Here is a 15,589-nt window from a genome sequence, read left to right on the forward strand (position 1 = left end):
GGTCAGGACACGTCAGCTGGTGGGCGTCGTGTGGTCACGAGTCGTCGGTACGCGACACCGTCGGCGACGGTCTGTGACCAGTCGGTGCCCACCCGGCGGGGTGTCGTGACCGAGCGGAGAACGCGTCAGACGCCCGCGCGCCAGTCCTCGACGTCCTCGTCGACGTCAGCGTCCTCGTCCCCGACCACCGGGATCGGCAGCGTCATCGAGGACGTCGGCGGGTTGATGAGGAGCCGCTCGTCCCGCCGGTGCCGGAGCACGTCGTTGATGTACGCGGTCGTGGCCTCGGGCAGCGAGACCGCACGCTCCTCGGCCTGCGACATGAACCAGCGGTGCTCGAGCAGCTCGTGGAACACCTCGGCCGGCTCGAGGCGTCCGCGGAGGTCGCGCGGGATCGACCGGACGACGGGCTCGAAGACCCGCGACACCCACTCGTGCGCGACCATCTCCTCGTCGAGGGCCTCTCGGCCGTTCCGCGCGCGGTAGGCGTCGAGGTCGTTGAGGAGCCGTCGGGCCTGGTTCTCGCCCGCGTCGAGCCCGGTCAGGCGCAGCAGTCGGCGCTGGTGGTGTCCGGCGTCCACGACCTTCGGCTGGATCCGCACCTGCGAGCCGCCCTCGGTCGTGTGGATCGAGAGCTCCTCGATGTCGAAGCCGAGCGCGTTCAGCCGCTCGACCCGGTCGTTGATGCGCCACCGCTCCTTGATGTCGAACTGCTCGGTGCCCGTGAGTTCCTTCCAGAGGATGCGGTACTGGGCGACGATCCGGTTCGACACGTCGACGGGGTCGGCGTTCTCGTCGAGGCGCCCACCGGCCTCGAGGTCGAGCAGCTCACCGGCGATGTTCACCCGGGCGACCTCGAGGTCGTTCTCGCGCTGCCCGTTCGAGAGCCCGCCGGGGTAGAGCTTCCCGGTCTCGGCGTCGACGAGGTAGGCGGCGAAGGCCCCCGCGTCGCGACGGAAGAGGGTGTTCGAGAGCGACACGTCGCCCCAGTAGAAGCCGATGACGTGCAGTCGGACGAGCAGCAGGGCGAGGGCGTCGACGAGGCGGGTCGCGGTCTCGGGGCGGAGGGTCTGCGAGTAGAGCGCGCGGTACGGGAGCGAGAAGCGCAGGTGCCGGGTGACGAGGACGGGGTGCAACGGCTCACCGTCGGCGTTGACGCGGTTCGTGATGACCGCGACCGGGTCCACGCACGGCACGTCCATGCGCTGCAGGGTCCGGAGCATCTCGTACTCGGCGCGCGCCACCTCTTCGCCGGTCTCCTTCACCGCGGCGACGTACCCGCTCAGGTGCACGAAGCGCACGAGGTGCCGCGAGATGCCCTTCGGCAGCGCGACGATCACGTCGTCCGGCCAGTCCTCGAGCGGCTGGTCCCACGGCAGGTCGAGCAGGCCGGGGTCGACGGTGGCTGCGGTGATGGACAGGGAGTCGGGCACGGTTGGCTCCTGGTGGTGCGGTGGCCGGTGTCGTCCCGGCAGTCTGACAGACAGGAGGCGCGGTGCCAGCTGGCACCGCGCCTCCTGTTCGGCTGTTCCAGCGTTACGCGCTGACGACGGCCTTGTCGTCGAGACGGTCGCCCGACTCGGTGTCGAAGGCGTGCACGTGACCCTGCTTCGGCGAGATCACGATCGTGTCACCGATCGACGGGTGCGAACGGCCGTCGACGCGGGCGACGATGTCGGTGCGCTGGCCGTTCACGTCGGCGTGACCGTAGAGGTAGCCGTCGGCGCCGAGCTCCTCGACGACGTCCACCGTGACCGGCAGGCCCTCGCCCGAGGTCGACACGATGACGTCCTCGGGGCGGATGCCGACCGTGATGTTGCCGGAGCGGGCGTTCGACAGGGTGTCGCGGTCGATGGCGTGGTTCAGCGTGCCGAACTTGATGCCACCCTCGACGACGTCGGCCGGGAGGAGGTTCATGGCCGGCGAGCCGATGAAGCCGGCGACGAACACGTTGTTCGGCTTCTCGTACAGGTCACGCGGGGAGCCGACCTGCTGGAGGATGCCGTCCTTGAGCACCGCGATGCGGTCGCCCATGGTGAGGGCCTCGGTCTGGTCGTGCGTGACGTAGACCGTGGTGACACCGAGGCGGCGCTGGAGCGAGGCGATCTGGGTGCGGGTCTGGACGCGGAGCTTGGCGTCGAGGTTCGACAGCGGCTCGTCCATGAGGAACACCTGCGGCTGACGGACGATCGCGCGGCCCATCGCGACGCGCTGACGCTGACCACCCGAGAGGGCCTTCGGCTTGCGGCCGAGGTACTGCTCGAGGTCGAGGAGCTTCGCGGCCTCCTGCACGCGCTGCGCACGCTCTTCCTTGCCGACGCCGGCGATCTTGAGCGCGAAGCCCATGTTCTCGGCGACGGTCATGTGCGGGTACAGCGCGTAGTTCTGGAACACCATCGCGATGTCGCGGTCCTTCGGCGGGACGTCGGTGACGTCGCGCTCGCCGATGCGGATCGCACCGGAATTGACCTCTTCGAGACCCGCGAGCATGCGGAGCGAGGTCGACTTGCCGCAGCCCGAGGGGCCGACGAGGACGAGGAACTCGCCGTCGGCGACGTCCAGGTCGAGGGAGTCGACCGCGGGGCGGGTGCCTCCGGGGTAGAGACGGGTTGCCTTGTCGTAGGTGACGGACGCCATGAGCGTTCGATCCTTCCTTCACCGGCAGGTACGTGCCGGACGATCCGTAGTGAAGCGGTTGCCCGTGGGGGCCCCGGATGGTCGCCGTCGACCATCGATGCTCATACAACACGACTTCCCCGAGGAGCGCCAGTGCCTCTCGGCTGGTTGGGTGGTTCCCAGAGCGGCCCACTACAATCGCCGGGTCCGTCCGCCGAGTGGGGGCACGGTGCGCGCGGACACCCGATCAGGAGGACGACACACCGATGACCAACCGCCCCGAGGGTGACGCCCGTGCCGAGCGGGCAGCTGCCGGTCGCGCCGAGCGGAACGAGCGTCGAGAAGCCGCCCGGCAGCGCGCGCAGAAGCACCGGACCCAGCAGAAGCGTCGCCAGCGCGGTGCCCGGCTCGGCATCCAGATCGGCATCGGCGTCGTGCTCCTCGCCGCGGCGACGGTCGTGACCCTCGTGCTCGTCCAGTCCGCACAGCCCGCCGGCCCCGGCCCGTCGAACATGTCGCAGGGCGGCATCACGATCGGCGAGGGCCTCGAGGCGCAGACGGCCGGCTCGACCCCGTCGGCCTCGGCCTCGGACGGCGCGGGCACCGTGCACATCACGACCTACATCGACTACCTCTGCCCGACGTGCGGCCAGTTCGAGAAGGCCAACGGCGACTACATCGAGGGCCTCGTCGAGTCCGGAGCGGCGACGGTCGACATCCACCCCGTCGCGATCCTCGCGAACCGCTCACAGGGCACGAAGTACTCGCTCCGAGCCGCGAACGCCGCCGCGTGCGTCGCGGACCGCTCGCCCGACCAGTTCTTCGCCTTCAACAAGGCCCTGTTCGCCGAGCAGCCGCAGGAGGGCACCGCAGGACTCAGCGACGCCGACCTCGTCAGCGTCGTCCGGAGCGTCGACGGGATGCGCGGCCAGCGCGCGATCGCGGACTGCATCGAGGACCAGACCTACGCGCGGTGGGTGACCGAGCGCACGAACGACGTCACCGACGGCAAGATCCCGGGCAGCGACCTCACGTCGTTCCCGGGGACGCCGCTCGTCCTCGTCAACGGGCAGCAGTACGAGCTCACCGCTCCGATCACGAACGACGACTTCCGCACGTTCGTGCTGAGCGCGGCCGGCTCGACCGACTCGACGCCGACGCCCACCCCGACGACGACTCCCTCGGCCACGCCCACCCGGACGCCGTCGGCCACGCCCTCCGCCGGCTGACGCGCGGTCCGCTACAGGGCGTTGCCCGGCACGCTGAACGTGTCGCAGGACGTCGCGCCCTGCTGGTAGCCGCGGAGGAACCAGCGCTGCCGCTGTTCGCTCGACCCGTGGGTGAACGAGTCCGGGTCGACCGAACCCGTGGAGCGTCGCTGGATGCTGTCGTCGCCGACCGCGCTCGCGGCCGACAGCGCGTCGTCGATCTGCGCGCGGGTGATCGGCTCGAAGAACGTGCGCCCGTCGGCGTCCTTCGTCGTCGCGGCGTCGCCGACCCACGCGCCGGCGTAGCAGTCGGCCTGCAGCTCGACGCGGACACTACCCGACGAGGCGCCCGTGCCCGAGCGGTCCGTGTCGGCGAACGTGCCCTGCAGCTGCTGGACGTGGTGGCCCCACTCGTGCGCGACGACGTACATCTGCGCGAGCGGACCCCCGGACGAGCCGTACCGGGACTGCAGCTCGTCGTAGAAGGACGTGTCGACGTAGAGCGCCCGGTCCGGCGGACAGTAGAACGGCCCCGTCGCCGACGACGCCGTCCCGCAGCCCGTGTCCGTCGAGTCCTGGAACAGGTAGAAGGTCGGCGTCGTGTACGAGATGCCGAGCCGCGGTGCCTCGGCGGACCAGTAGGCGTCGAGCGATTCGGCAGCGCCCTCCATCCGGCAGTCGACCGAGGTGTTCGCGTCGCGTCCGGTCCGACACTCCGGTGCCGCGTCGACGGTGTCCCCGCCCTGCTGGATCGTGGTGAGGCCACCGCCACCGCCGAGCACGCCCGTGAGGTCGACCCCGGAGACCGCCGAGACGATGTAGACGAGGAGCGCGAGGCCGCCCACGGCGCCGCCGCCGATCGCGGCCGTGCGCCCGCGGCGCTTCACCTTCCCGCCGGAGAGCTGCGAGTCGTCGTTGAACGTCATGCCCCGAATGTACGGACCGGGCGTGCTCCACGTCACAGCGCGCGGAGGCAGGCCGCGTAGCGTCGGCAGCGCCCCGCAGTCGACACGTGTCGCACAGATCGCGGGGCGTCGCACCGAGGAAGGACGCAGCACCATGGCCACTCCCGTCAGCACCGTCATGAGCCCCGCGCGCTACGTGCAGGGCAAGGACGCCATCACCCGGATCGGCGAGTTCGTGGAGCCGATCGGCAAGCGCCCGCTCATCGTCGCCGACGACGTCGTGTGGGGGATCGTCGAGGACGCCGTGCGCACCGCGTTCGACGCCGCGGGGCTCCCCGTCGAGCGGGTCGGGTTCGGCCGCTTCGCCACGCCGTCGGCGGTCGACGCCCTCGTCGAGGCCATCCGCGAGCACGACATCGACGTCGTCGTCGGTGTGGGCGGCGGGAGTGCGATCGACGCCGCCAAGGCCGCCGGTCACCTCACCGAGATCCGTTGGGTCAGCGTCCCGACCGCGGCGAGCACGGACGCCCCCACCTCGGCCCTCGCCGTCATCTACTCGGAGGAGGGCGAGTTCATCGAGTACCGCTTCTTCCCGCACAACCCCGACCTCGTGCTCATCGACACGAACCTCGTCGCGCACGCGCCGGTGCAGTTCCTCGTCGCCGGCATCGGCGACGCGCTCGCGACCTGGGTCGAGGCCCGCGCCGCGAAGCGTGCGAACGCGGACACGATGGCGGGCGGGCTCCAGACCGAGACCGGCGTCGCCCTCGCCGAGCTCTCCTGGCGGCTGCTGCACGACAACGCCCTGCAGGCCATCGAGGCGGTCCGTGCCCATGTCGTCACACCCGCGCTCGAGAAGGTCGTCGAGGCGAACACGCTCCTCTCCGGCCTCGGCTTCGAGTCGGGCGGGCTCGCCGCGGCGCACGCGATCCACAACGGCCTGACCGCGGCCCCCCAGACGCACGGACTCGCGCACGGGCAGAAGGTCAACGTCGGCACCGTGGCGCAGCTCGTCCTCGAGGGTGCCCCCGCGCAGGAGATCGAGGACTTCGTCGTGTTCACCACGAAGGTCGGGCTGCCGAACACCCTCACCGAGATCGGCCTCACGGTCGACGACACCGACGAGCTCCGCGCGGTCGCCGAGGCCGCGACCGAGGCCGGCGAGACCATCCACAACATGCCGTTCCCGGTCACGGCGGAGATGGTCGTCGACGCGCTCGTCGCGATCGAGGGCATCGCGCGCAGCATCCGCGCCGACCACGGCCTGCCCGAGCCGGAGCTCTACCGGCACCACTGAGACCGGCGGTACCGACCCCGGGGATCAGGTGCGGACCAGCGGCTCCACGGCTGCGAGGTCCGCGCCGATCCCGACGTCCACGAGTTCGATGCGCCCGGCGAGCGTCGCAGCCGGCCCGACCAGGAGCCCCGCCTTCACCCCGCCGAACGTCACCGTGACGTCGGCGTGCAGCACGCGGTCGTCGGCGACCCCGCCCGTGTCGACGTCGATCCCGCTCGGCACGTCGACCGCGACGACGAACGGAGCCCGCTGGTCGCGGGCGAGCTCCCGCAGCGCGTCGACGACCTCGCGCGCGGGGGATCGCAAGGGACCGCTGGCCCCGATGCCGAGGATGGCGTCGAGCACGAGGTCCGCATCCGACGCCGCCTCCGCGGCGACGGCCGCCAGGCGGTCGCCCTCGTCGGGTACCGCGGCACGCAGGATGTCGGCCGCACCCGCGTCGGTCCCGCCCGTCGCTGGTGCGGCCGGACCGTCCAGGAGGCGCGCCCCGGCCTCCAGCGCCGCTGCCAGGCCCGCCTCGTGGACACGTGACCCGACGCGCAGCACCGACACGTGCCTCCCGGCCGTCGCCAGCCGCGCACCCGCGAACAGGGCGTCACCGCCGTTGTCGCCGCTGCCCACCAGCAGCAGGACGGACCCCGGCCCGTCGCCCGGCCGGACGGCCGGGTCGTCGAGGAGGTCCGACACGACCCGCGCGAGCCCCTCGGCCGCACGCTGCATGAGGGGTTCACCCGCGTCGAGGTGCGGCCGCTCCGCCGCCCGGATCTGATCCGCTCCGTACCCGTCCATGGCGACCACAGTGCCCCGCTAGCCTGGGGTCGCCATGTCACTCGTCCCCGAAGCGCCCCGTCCCCGAGCCGTGATGTCCCCGGACGGCCTCCCGATCGCGACCTACGACTTCGGCGACCCGGACGCACCCGTCGTCGTCGCGGTACACGGCTTCGCCTCCGGCGCACTGCTCAACTGGCACGCCTCCGGGTGGACGCGCGACCTGCTCCGCGCCGGGTACCGCGTCGTCGCGCTCGACCAGCGCGGGCACGGCGCCTCCGCGAAGCCGCACGACCCGTCCGCGTACTCGATGGAGCTCCTCGTCGCGGACGTCGTCAGTGTGATCGACACCTACCTGCTCGACGACGTCGCGTACCTCGGCTACTCGCTCGGCGCGCGTGTCGGCTGGCACGCCGCCGAACAGCTGCCCGACCGGGTGTCGCGGGCCGTCCTCGGCGGGATCCCGGACGCCGACCCGATGCGACGCGTCGCCGTGGACCAGGCGAAGGCGTACCTCGCGGACGGCACGCCCATCGAGGACCGGGTGACGAACGGGTACCTCACGATGGCCGGGAACGTCGAGGGCAACGACCTCCGGGCGCTCGTCGCGATGGTCGAGGGGATGCGGGACAGCATCGACCCGACGCCGGAGAACGCGCCGGCGCAGCCGCTCCTCATGGCGGCCGGGAGCGAGGACGGCATCAAGGACAGCGCGGTGCGGCTCGCCGCGGCGGCACCGGACGCCGGGTTCTTCGAGATCCCGGGGCGGAACCACTTCAACGCTCCCACTTCCCGGGCGTTCCGTCAGGCGGCGATCGCGTTCCTGCGGGGCTGACCGCGGCGGCCGCGGACGGCACGGCACGTCCCGGCGACCTGTCCGTCGGGCGCTGACAGGTACTCGCAGGTCCTCGTTGCCGGAGGGGTCCCGGCGTACCGTCCCGGCCATGGACTACAGACTCCTCGGCAACAGCGGGACATCGGTGTCGACGCTGACCCTCGGCACCATGACGTTCGGCAGCGAAGCCGACGAACCCACCTCCCACCAGATGCTCGACACGTTCGTCGCAGCCGGCGGCACGCTCGTCGACACCGCCGACGTGTACTCCGGCAACGAGTCCGAGCGGATCATCGGCCGCTGGCTCAAGTCCCACCCCACCGAGGCGCAGCAGGTCGTCCTCGCCACCAAGGGCCGCTTCCCCCAGGGCGACGGGCCGAACGACGTCGGGCTCTCCCGTCGCCATCTCTCCCGCGCGCTCGACGCCTCGCTGGAACGGCTCGGCGTCGAGACGATCGACCTGTACCAGATGCACGCCTGGGACGCCCTCACCCCGATCGAGGAGACCCTGCGCTTCCTCGACGACGCCGTCTCGGCCGGCAAGATCGTCTCCTACGGGTTCTCGAACTACCTCGGGTACCAGATCACCAAGGCGGTCTACGAGGCGAAGGGCCACGGCTGGGCGCCGCCGGTCACGCTGCAGCCGCAGTACAACCTCCTCGTCCGCGACATCGAGCACGAGGTCGTCCCGGCCTGCCTCGACGCCGGCATCGGTCTGCTGCCCTGGTCGCCCCTCGCCGGCGGTTGGCTCTCCGGGAAGTACCAGCGCGACGAGGCCCCCACCGGCGCCACCCGTCTCGGCGAGAACCCGCAGCGCGGCATGGAGGCGTGGGAGGCCCGCAACGGCGACGAGCGGACCTGGGCGGTGCTCGACGCGGTGTCCGTCGTCGCCGACGCGCACGGGGCGTCTAAGTCCCAGGTCGCGCTCGCCTGGCTCCTCGCGCAGCCCGCAGTGACGAGCGTCATCCTCGGTGCCCGCACGGTGTCGCAGCTCGAGGACAACCTCGGCGCCGCCGACCTCGTGCTCGACGAGGCCGAGCTGCGGTCGCTCACGGAGGCGAGCGCTCCCCGCATCGACGACTACCCGTACGGAACCGCAGGTGTGGCGCAGCGGAACCGCAACATCACGGGAGGCCGCTGACCACGCGCTGCGACGTCCATGCGGAAAGCCGCGCAATCGGCACGGACGTGTGGACTTCGGTTTCGATGCGGTGTCATCCTCTTCTCACGACCGGCTGGTTACCGCGTCGAGCGATGAGGAACACCCCCTGATCCGTGTTCCACGTACGCCGGAGGCCCGGGCGATCAAGTCGCCCGGGCCTCCGTCTTCCCCTGGGGATCCGGGCCGGCAGCGGGACTCGAACCCGCAACCCCCGTATTACAAGTACGGTGCGCTACCAATTGCGCCATGCCGGCTGACGCGCCCACTCTACCGGGACGCGTCCGCGCTCACTCGGACGCCGAGAAGTTCAGCGAGATCGAGTTCATGCAGTAGCGGTCACCCGTCGGGGTCCCGAAGCCGTCCGGGAACACGTGCCCCAGGTGGCCGCCGCAGTTCGCGCAACGGACCTCGGTGCGCTGCATGCCGAGGGAGTTGTCCTCGATGAGCTGCACGGCGTCCGGACGGACCGACTCGTAGAACGACGGCCAGCCACAGCCGGAGTCGAACTTCGTGCCGCTCTTGAACAGCTCCGCACCGCACGCCGCACACGTGTAGACGCCGGCACGCTCCTCGTCCAGGAGCTCACCCGTCCACGGGCGCTCGGTACCGGCCTGGCGCAGGACGGCGTACTGGTCCGGGGAGAGCTCCTCGCGCCACTGGGCGTCGGACTTGTCGACGTTGTATGCCATTGCTTCCTCCTGCTCTCGGCCGCTGCTGGACGGCCACCTTCAGTAAACTCGCGCCGATGTCCGAACATTCCGTGCACCGCGCCCGCTGGGACCGTCTGACGACGGACGAACTGTACGGCATCGTGGTGCTCCGGAACCGCGTCTTCGCCCTCGAGCAGCGGGTCACCGCCGAGGACTTCGACGGCCGCGACCGCCATGTGGACACCGAGCACTGGTGGTTCGGAACGGACGCCGAAGCCGTCGGGTACCTGCGCCTCGTCCGACCCGCTCCGGACGAGGCCCACCCGGCCGGCGCCACCCCGCCGGAGTGGGTGATCGGCCGGGTCGCCACCGACCCCCGACACCGCGGGCGGGGCATCGCGGGGCGGCTGGTCGCGGCGGTCCTCGCGGAGCACGGGCACGAGCCGTTCGTCCTGCACGCGCAGGAGTACGTCGCCGGGCTCTACGAACGGCACGGCTTCGTCCGCTTCGGGGAGCCGTACGTGGAGGCCGGCATCGCCCACGTCGGGATGCACCGCCCGTGACGACGCGGGACCGCTACCGCGCCTACGCCGACCGCATCGAAGGGGTCTCCCCGTCCTACGCCGCGTGGGCACGGTCGCTCGACGACGAGCTCGTCGCGCTCCTCGACTCGGTCCCGGAGCAGCGCCGACAGCCCGAGCTGGTCTTCGCGGTCGCCCGGCGGCTGGGCGCGGACCCGCGGGACCCCGACGCGCTCCGCGCACTCGACCGGGAGGCACGGCTCGCCCTGGCAGCGCGCCTCCCGTCCGCCACGGTGCAGGCAAACGACCCGCGCCGGGCCGCGCCGGTCGTCCCGCTGTTCGCGGCGCTCGCCGCGAGGTCGTCGCAGCCGCTCGGCCTCGTCGACGCGGGAGCCGCGGCGGGGCTCTGCTCGATCCCGGACCGCGTCACACTCGACCTCACCCTGGTCGAGCACGGGTCGGAGCGCGTCCGGATGCACACCGCGACCCCCGACGGTCCCGTGCTCCACCTCGTCGCCGAGGCCCGCGGTGCCGTACCCGCTCCGGCAGCGCGCCCGATCGCCGTCGCCGCCCGCGTGACCCTCGACCCGAACCCGATCGACCTGGCCGAGACAGGGGCGTTCGACCGTCTCGTCGAAGCGGTCCCGCCGGAGGCGACGGACCGGACCGCCCTGATGCGTGCGGCGGCGTCCGCGGCGCTCGCCGTGCCTCCCGTCCGACTGCGGGGGACCCTTCCAGGTGACCTCGATCGCGCACTCGACCACCTGCCGGACGGCTGCGAGCCGGTGGTCCTGACGACGGGGACGCTCGTGTACGTGCCGGGTGCGGACCGGCAGAGGGTCGTCGACCGTCTCGCGGAGCGCGGCGTGCACTGGGTCGCCCTCGAGCGGACCGGCATCCTCGACGGTGTCGCGGCGACCCTGCCCGCCGACGTCGACCGGGACGACCCGGACGCGTTCGCGACCGTCTCGCTCGACGGGGTCGCGGTCGCGGTGTGCGACCCGTTCGGGACCCGGGTGCGGTGGATCCGGGACCTGTGACCGGCTTCGCGACAGTCCAGCGGCGTGCCAGGGTCCGGCGACGCGGCACCCCTACGATGTGCGAGACCCGTACCACCCGCCTCGCGCCACCACCTCGTGATCGGACCGTCGTGACCACCACCCCCGCAGACGCGCTCAGCGAGCTCGACCTGCACGTGCTCGCCTTCGAGCACGACCGGGCGCGGCACGACCGCACGAAGGAGGCGGAGATCCGCGTCGAGTTCGACATGTCGCCGGCCCGGTACTACCAGGTGCTCGACCGCGTGATCGACTCCCCGGCGGCGCTCGCGTACGACCCGCAGCTCGTCACCCGACTGCAACGACTCCGGCACGCCCGCGTCACGGCGCGGGCGGGGCGCAGCTTCGCGCTCCCCGGAGCCGCACCAGAACCCCGTGAAGAGGACCGATGACCGAGAGATTCCCCCGAGACCGGTTCGACGACGCCACCGACGGCCCGCGCGTCGGTGCGCACCGCGGCCCCCAGCGTCGGGGCCGCGGCTGGATCGTGTTCGCATGGGCAGCCCTCGCCACCGGAGTCCTCGTCGGCCTCGGCGTCCTCGGGCTCGGGCTGGCGACCACCGGCCTCTCGGACGGCAACGACTCCGGCGGGGGCGCCTCGTCCCCGACCCCCTCGGCCTCGGCGTCCGCGACCGCGAAGCCGTCTCCGTCCTCGACGCCGTCCGCGTCGTCGGGCTCCGGAGCGGGTGCGTCCGCCGCGACCCCGGCGCAGCAGGGCACCACGAGCGTCGTCGTGCTGAACGGCACCACGACGACCGGGCTCGCCGGCCGTGCCAGCACGGCGCTGACCGGGGCGGGGTGGAAGATCACCTCGACGGGCGACGCCGGCACGACCGGGACCACGCAGACGATCGTGTACTACCGCTCGGCCGAGTCGGCTGCGGTCGCGCAGGGCATCGCGAAGTCGCTCGGCACCACCGCCGTGCAGCAGTCGACGGCCTTCCCGAACGCCGACGTCAGCGTCGTCCTGGGGTCCGACTACACCGGTTGAGGGGCATTCCCGAGCGCATTCCGTGCGTTTTCGTGACGAACGTGTTTCCGGCGCGTTGCGATTGCACGGAATGGACGTGAAACGACGTCACACCTCTTGTCGGATCGACCTCCGTGCGCAAGAGTCACTGCCAGGTGTCGCACCGACGGCGCCGTCGATCGCAGCAGCACCACCGCAGGGAGCAACAATCATGGCCAACGGAACGGTCAAGTGGTTCAACGCCGAGAAGGGCTTCGGCTTCATCACCGTCGATGGGGGTGGCCAGGACGTGTTCGTGCACTACTCGGCCATCGACATGTCGGGCTACAAGGTCCTCGAGGAGGGGCAGGCGGTCACGTTCGACGTCGGCACCGGCGCGAAGGGTCCGCAGGCCGAGGCGGTCCGCCCCGCCTGAGTCACCGAACCACACCGGAACGCGCCGTCCCCTCGGGGGCGGCGCGTTCGTCGTGTCCGCGGGGGCGCGCCCGCGGTGGGTCGGTGGTGCTCGTGCCGGTGCGCGCCCGCAGTGCGTCGGTGGTGCTCGTGCCGGTGCGCTCGCAGCGGACCCGACCTGGGAAGTCGACCCGTGCCTCCCTGCTGTGTTGCACTCGCACCCTGCGAGTGCCAGAATCGGCGTTGGCACTCGCTCACGTTGAGTGCCAGCACGACCCCCATGACGACGTCCGGGAGGGACGAGAAACTCACATGGCTAAGATCATTGCTTTCGACGAGGAGGCCCGTCGTGGCCTCGAGCGCGGCCTGAACACCCTGGCCGACGCCGTGAAGGTGACGCTCGGCCCGCGCGGCCGCAACGTCGTCCTCGAGAAGAAGTGGGGCGCCCCCACGATCACGAACGACGGTGTCTCCATCGCCAAGGAGATCGAGCTCGACGACCCGTACGAGAAGATCGGCGCCGAGCTCGTCAAGGAGGTCGCGAAGAAGACCGACGACGTCGCCGGTGACGGTACGACCACCGCGACCGTGCTCGCCCAGGCGCTCGTCCGCGAGGGCCTCCGCAACGTCGCCGCCGGTGCCGACCCCGTGTCGCTCAAGCGCGGCATCGAGAAGGCCGTCGCCGCCGTCTCCGACCAGCTCCTCGCCAACGCGAAGGACATCGAGACCAAGGACCAGATCGCCGCGACCGCGTCGATCTCGGCCGCCGACACCACCATCGGTGAGCTCATCGCCGAGGCGATCGACAAGGTCGGCAAGGAAGGCGTCGTCACCGTCGAGGAGTCGAACACCTTCGGCACCGAGCTCGAGCTCACCGAGGGCATGCGCTTCGACAAGGGCTACCTGTCGCAGTACTTCGTCACGGACCCGGAGCGCCAGGAAGCCGTCTTCGAGGACCCGTACATCCTCATCGTCAATTCGAAGATCTCCAACATCAAGGACCTGCTCCCGGTCGTCGACAAGGTGATCCAGGCGGGCAAGCAGCTCCTCATCATCGCCGAGGACGTCGACGGGGAAGCCCTCGCGACCCTCGTCGTGAACAAGATCCGTGGCATCTTCAAGTCCGTCGCCGTCAAGGCCCCGGGCTTCGGCGACCGCCGCAAGGCCATGCTGCAGGACATCGCGATCCTCACCGGCGGCCAGGTCATCTCGGAAGAGGTCGGCCTCAAGCTCGAGAACGCGACGCTCGACCTGCTGGGCAAGGCCCGCAAGGTGATCATCACCAAGGACGAGACCACGATCATCGAGGGCGCCGGCGACGACGAGCAGATCGCGGGCCGCGTCCGTCAGATCCGCTCCGAGATCGAGGCGACCGACTCCGACTACGACCGCGAGAAGCTCCAGGAGCGCCTCGCGAAGCTCGCCGGTGGCGTGGCCGTCATCAAGGCCGGTGCCGCGACCGAGGTCGAGCTCAAGGAGCGCAAGCACCGCATCGAGGACGCCGTCCGCAACGCGAAGGCTGCCGTCGAGGAGGGCATCGTCGCCGGTGGTGGCGTCGCGCTCATCCAGGCGTCCGTCGCGCTCGAGTCGCTCTCCCTCGAGGGTGACGAGGCAACCGGTGCGAACATCGTCCGCGTCGCCATCGACGCGCCGCTCAAGCAGATCGCGCTGAACGCCGGTCTCGAGCCGGGCGTCGTCGCCGCGAAGGTCCGCGAGCTCGAGTCGGGTCACGGCCTCAACGCCGCGACCGGCGAGTACGTCGACCTCGTGGCCGCGGGCATCATCGACCCGGCCAAGGTCACGCGCTCGGCGCTGCAGAACGCTGCGTCGATCGCCGGTCTGTTCCTCACGACCGAGGCCGTCGTCGCCGACAAGCCCGAGAAGGCCCCGGCCATGCCGGCCGGCGACCCCACGGGTGGCATGGACTTCTAGTCCCGGTAGCCGGAAGGGCCCCGCACGCTGCGCGTGCGGGGCCCATCCGCGTGCGGGGCGCTTCGCGCGCGGGCCGGCTTCCGCGTGCGGTCACGACACCCCGTCGTCCTGTCGCGAGCGGTCACGAAGTGTCAGTGTCGTCGGGTTGCAGCGACCTCTCGTGACCGCCAGTGGCTGGGGACACGGGGAGTCGTGCCCCTTGATCACCGCCGCTGGCAGTCAGAGCGCGGCCGCGGCTCCTGCACAGGCTGCGATCATCTGACTGCCTCCACAGGCGGAGCGGCTGGCGCCTGCTGAGCGAGGCCGCGCCGTCAGCATCGGTGGATGCGTAGTGCTCGGCGACTCCCGCCCGACTTCGAGGCGACTGTGTTCCGTACCGATGACGCCCTCGCGGCGGGAGTGAACCGGGAACGACTCCGACGATCGGACCTCGCGACGCCGACGCGCGGTGTTCGCGCACCAGCAGGCTTCGACGATCTCGCGTCCGCCATCGCGGTCGTCATGCGTGACGATCAGCACTTCAGCCACCTGACGGCGGCACGGCTGTGGGGTGCGCCGCTGCCCCGTGCGGAGCAGGACGACCACCGAGTCCACGTGACGACCGTCGGTACCCTCCGGATGCGGCGTCCGGGAGTCATCTCGCATCGCGCCGTGTCGGCGGACGTCCGTGTCCTGAACGGTCGCCGGTTGAGCTCTCCGGCCGCTGCGTGGTTCGAGTGCGCCGGGCTGCTGGACCGCACTGCGCTGATCGCGGTCGGTGACCACCTGGTCGGGCGAGCGGGACTGGCCACGATCGACGACCTCCGGCGGGCAATCCGACCGGGCAGCCCCCACGCCGTCGCCGCCCGGAGCGCTGTCGATCGGGTCCGTATCGGATCTGAGTCTCCGATGGAGACCTGGATGCGCCTCGCTGTCGTCGAAGCTGGCTTCCCCGAGCCGGAACTCAACGTCGAGGTGTGGGACGGGGAGGGCGTGTTCCTCGGGAGGGTCGACCTCGCCTGGCCGCGACTCCGGATTGCGCTCGAGTACGACGGCGAGCACCATCGCGAGCGTGACGTCTTCCGGCACGACCAGCGGCGGGACAACGGGTTCGTCGTGAACGACTGGAAGGTCATCCACGCGACGGCCGCGGACGCCGCTCGGCCTGCAGTGTTGTTCGAACGACTGCGGCAGGCGTTCCTCGCGAGGGGCGTGGTCTTTTGAGGGTGTGGGGTGGGGAGCGCTCGTCCGTGCCGGTCACGACACCCCGGACGCCAGCAGGGGGACGGTCACGA

General features: G+C 71.2%; 16 protein-coding genes and 1 tRNA gene. 11 read left to right on the forward strand and 6 right to left on the reverse strand.

Annotated elements, in window-relative coordinates:
• Positions 1-125 precede the first annotated feature (125 nt).
• Positions 126-1,433, reverse strand: a complete 1,308-nt coding sequence (locus tag QPJ90_RS07040) for a DUF4032 domain-containing protein (RefSeq protein WP_290133720.1) — start codon at positions 1,431-1,433, stop codon at positions 126-128.
• Between the two features lie 103 nt (positions 1,434-1,536).
• Positions 1,537-2,637: a sn-glycerol-3-phosphate ABC transporter ATP-binding protein UgpC gene (gene ugpC, locus QPJ90_RS07045; protein ID WP_290133721.1), complete on the reverse strand. Its 1,101-nt coding sequence runs from the start codon at positions 2,635-2,637 to the stop codon at positions 1,537-1,539.
• Positions 2,638-2,882: 245 nt separating this feature from the next.
• Between ugpC and QPJ90_RS07050 the strand changes: the two genes are divergently transcribed.
• Positions 2,883-3,845 carry a thioredoxin domain-containing protein gene (locus QPJ90_RS07050; protein WP_290133722.1) on the forward strand — a complete coding sequence of 321 codons (963 nt, stop codon included), beginning with the start codon at positions 2,883-2,885 and terminating at the stop codon, positions 3,843-3,845.
• A gap of 11 nt (positions 3,846-3,856) precedes the next feature.
• Here QPJ90_RS07050 and QPJ90_RS07055 read toward each other — a convergent pair whose 3' ends face one another.
• Positions 3,857-4,750 carry a neutral zinc metallopeptidase gene (locus tag QPJ90_RS07055; protein ID WP_290133723.1) on the reverse strand — a complete coding sequence of 298 codons (894 nt, stop codon included), beginning with the start codon at positions 4,748-4,750 and terminating at the stop codon, positions 3,857-3,859.
• A 133-nt stretch (positions 4,751-4,883) separates the two neighbouring features.
• Between QPJ90_RS07055 and QPJ90_RS07060 the strand changes: the two genes are divergently transcribed.
• On the forward strand, positions 4,884-6,026 hold the full coding sequence (locus tag QPJ90_RS07060) for a glycerol dehydrogenase (RefSeq protein ID WP_290133724.1): 1,143 nt from the start codon (positions 4,884-4,886) through the stop codon (positions 6,024-6,026).
• Positions 6,027-6,050: 24 nt separating this feature from the next.
• Here the strand turns inward: QPJ90_RS07060 and QPJ90_RS07065 are convergent, their stop codons facing one another.
• On the reverse strand, positions 6,051-6,815 hold the full coding sequence (locus QPJ90_RS07065; protein ID WP_290133725.1) for an NAD(P)H-hydrate epimerase: 765 nt from the start codon (positions 6,813-6,815) through the stop codon (positions 6,051-6,053).
• A 34-nt stretch (positions 6,816-6,849) separates the two neighbouring features.
• On the opposite strand from QPJ90_RS07065, the gene QPJ90_RS07070 reads away from it, so the two are divergent.
• Together QPJ90_RS07070 and QPJ90_RS07075 are read left to right on the forward strand one after the other, a co-directional pair.
• Positions 6,850-7,629, forward strand: a complete 780-nt coding sequence (locus QPJ90_RS07070) for an alpha/beta hydrolase (protein WP_290133726.1) — start codon at positions 6,850-6,852, stop codon at positions 7,627-7,629.
• A gap of 109 nt (positions 7,630-7,738) precedes the next feature.
• Positions 7,739-8,770 (forward strand): aldo/keto reductase, encoded by a 1,032-nt coding sequence (locus QPJ90_RS07075; protein ID WP_290133727.1) that lies wholly within the window; start codon positions 7,739-7,741, stop codon positions 8,768-8,770.
• Positions 8,771-8,972: 202 nt separating this feature from the next.
• Here the strand turns inward: QPJ90_RS07075 and QPJ90_RS07080 are convergent.
• Positions 8,973-9,045: transfer RNA gene (locus QPJ90_RS07080), tRNA-Thr, on the reverse strand.
• 33 nt (positions 9,046-9,078) lie between these two features.
• Positions 9,079-9,480 (reverse strand): peptide-methionine (R)-S-oxide reductase MsrB, encoded by a 402-nt coding sequence (gene msrB / locus QPJ90_RS07085; RefSeq protein WP_290133728.1) that lies wholly within the window; start codon positions 9,478-9,480, stop codon positions 9,079-9,081.
• 56 nt (positions 9,481-9,536) lie between these two features.
• Here msrB and QPJ90_RS07090 point away from each other — a divergent pair, with 56 nt between their 5' ends.
• From QPJ90_RS07090 to QPJ90_RS07120, 7 genes are all read left to right on the forward strand, one after another.
• Entirely contained in the window at positions 9,537-10,004 is a 468-nt protein-coding gene (locus tag QPJ90_RS07090; protein WP_290133729.1) for a GNAT family N-acetyltransferase, read from the forward strand.
• A complete protein-coding gene (locus tag QPJ90_RS07095; protein ID WP_290133730.1) occupies positions 10,001-11,002 on the forward strand; it encodes a DUF2332 family protein in 1,002 nt (333 codons plus the stop codon). Before QPJ90_RS07090 ends, QPJ90_RS07095 begins: the two co-directional genes overlap by 4 nt.
• A 110-nt stretch (positions 11,003-11,112) precedes the next feature.
• Positions 11,113-11,412: a DUF3263 domain-containing protein gene (locus tag QPJ90_RS07100; RefSeq protein ID WP_290133731.1), complete on the forward strand. Its 300-nt coding sequence runs from the start codon at positions 11,113-11,115 to the stop codon at positions 11,410-11,412.
• On the forward strand, positions 11,409-12,011 hold the full coding sequence (locus QPJ90_RS07105; protein ID WP_290133732.1) for a LytR C-terminal domain-containing protein: 603 nt from the start codon (positions 11,409-11,411) through the stop codon (positions 12,009-12,011). Before QPJ90_RS07100 ends, QPJ90_RS07105 begins: the two co-directional genes overlap by 4 nt.
• 190 nt (positions 12,012-12,201) lie before the next feature.
• On the forward strand, positions 12,202-12,405 hold the full coding sequence (locus QPJ90_RS07110; RefSeq protein WP_058726184.1) for a cold-shock protein: 204 nt from the start codon (positions 12,202-12,204) through the stop codon (positions 12,403-12,405).
• A gap of 290 nt (positions 12,406-12,695) precedes the next feature.
• Positions 12,696-14,315 carry a chaperonin GroEL gene (groL, locus tag QPJ90_RS07115; RefSeq protein WP_290133733.1) on the forward strand — a complete coding sequence of 540 codons (1,620 nt, stop codon included), beginning with the start codon at positions 12,696-12,698 and terminating at the stop codon, positions 14,313-14,315.
• Positions 14,316-14,816: 501 nt separating this feature from the next.
• Entirely contained in the window at positions 14,817-15,518 is a 702-nt protein-coding gene (locus QPJ90_RS07120) for a hypothetical protein (RefSeq protein WP_290133734.1), read from the forward strand.
• Positions 15,519-15,589 lie beyond the last annotated feature (71 nt).

This window comes from Curtobacterium sp. 458 (assembly GCF_030406605.1).
Lineage (GTDB): Bacteria > Actinomycetota > Actinomycetes > Actinomycetales > Microbacteriaceae > Curtobacterium.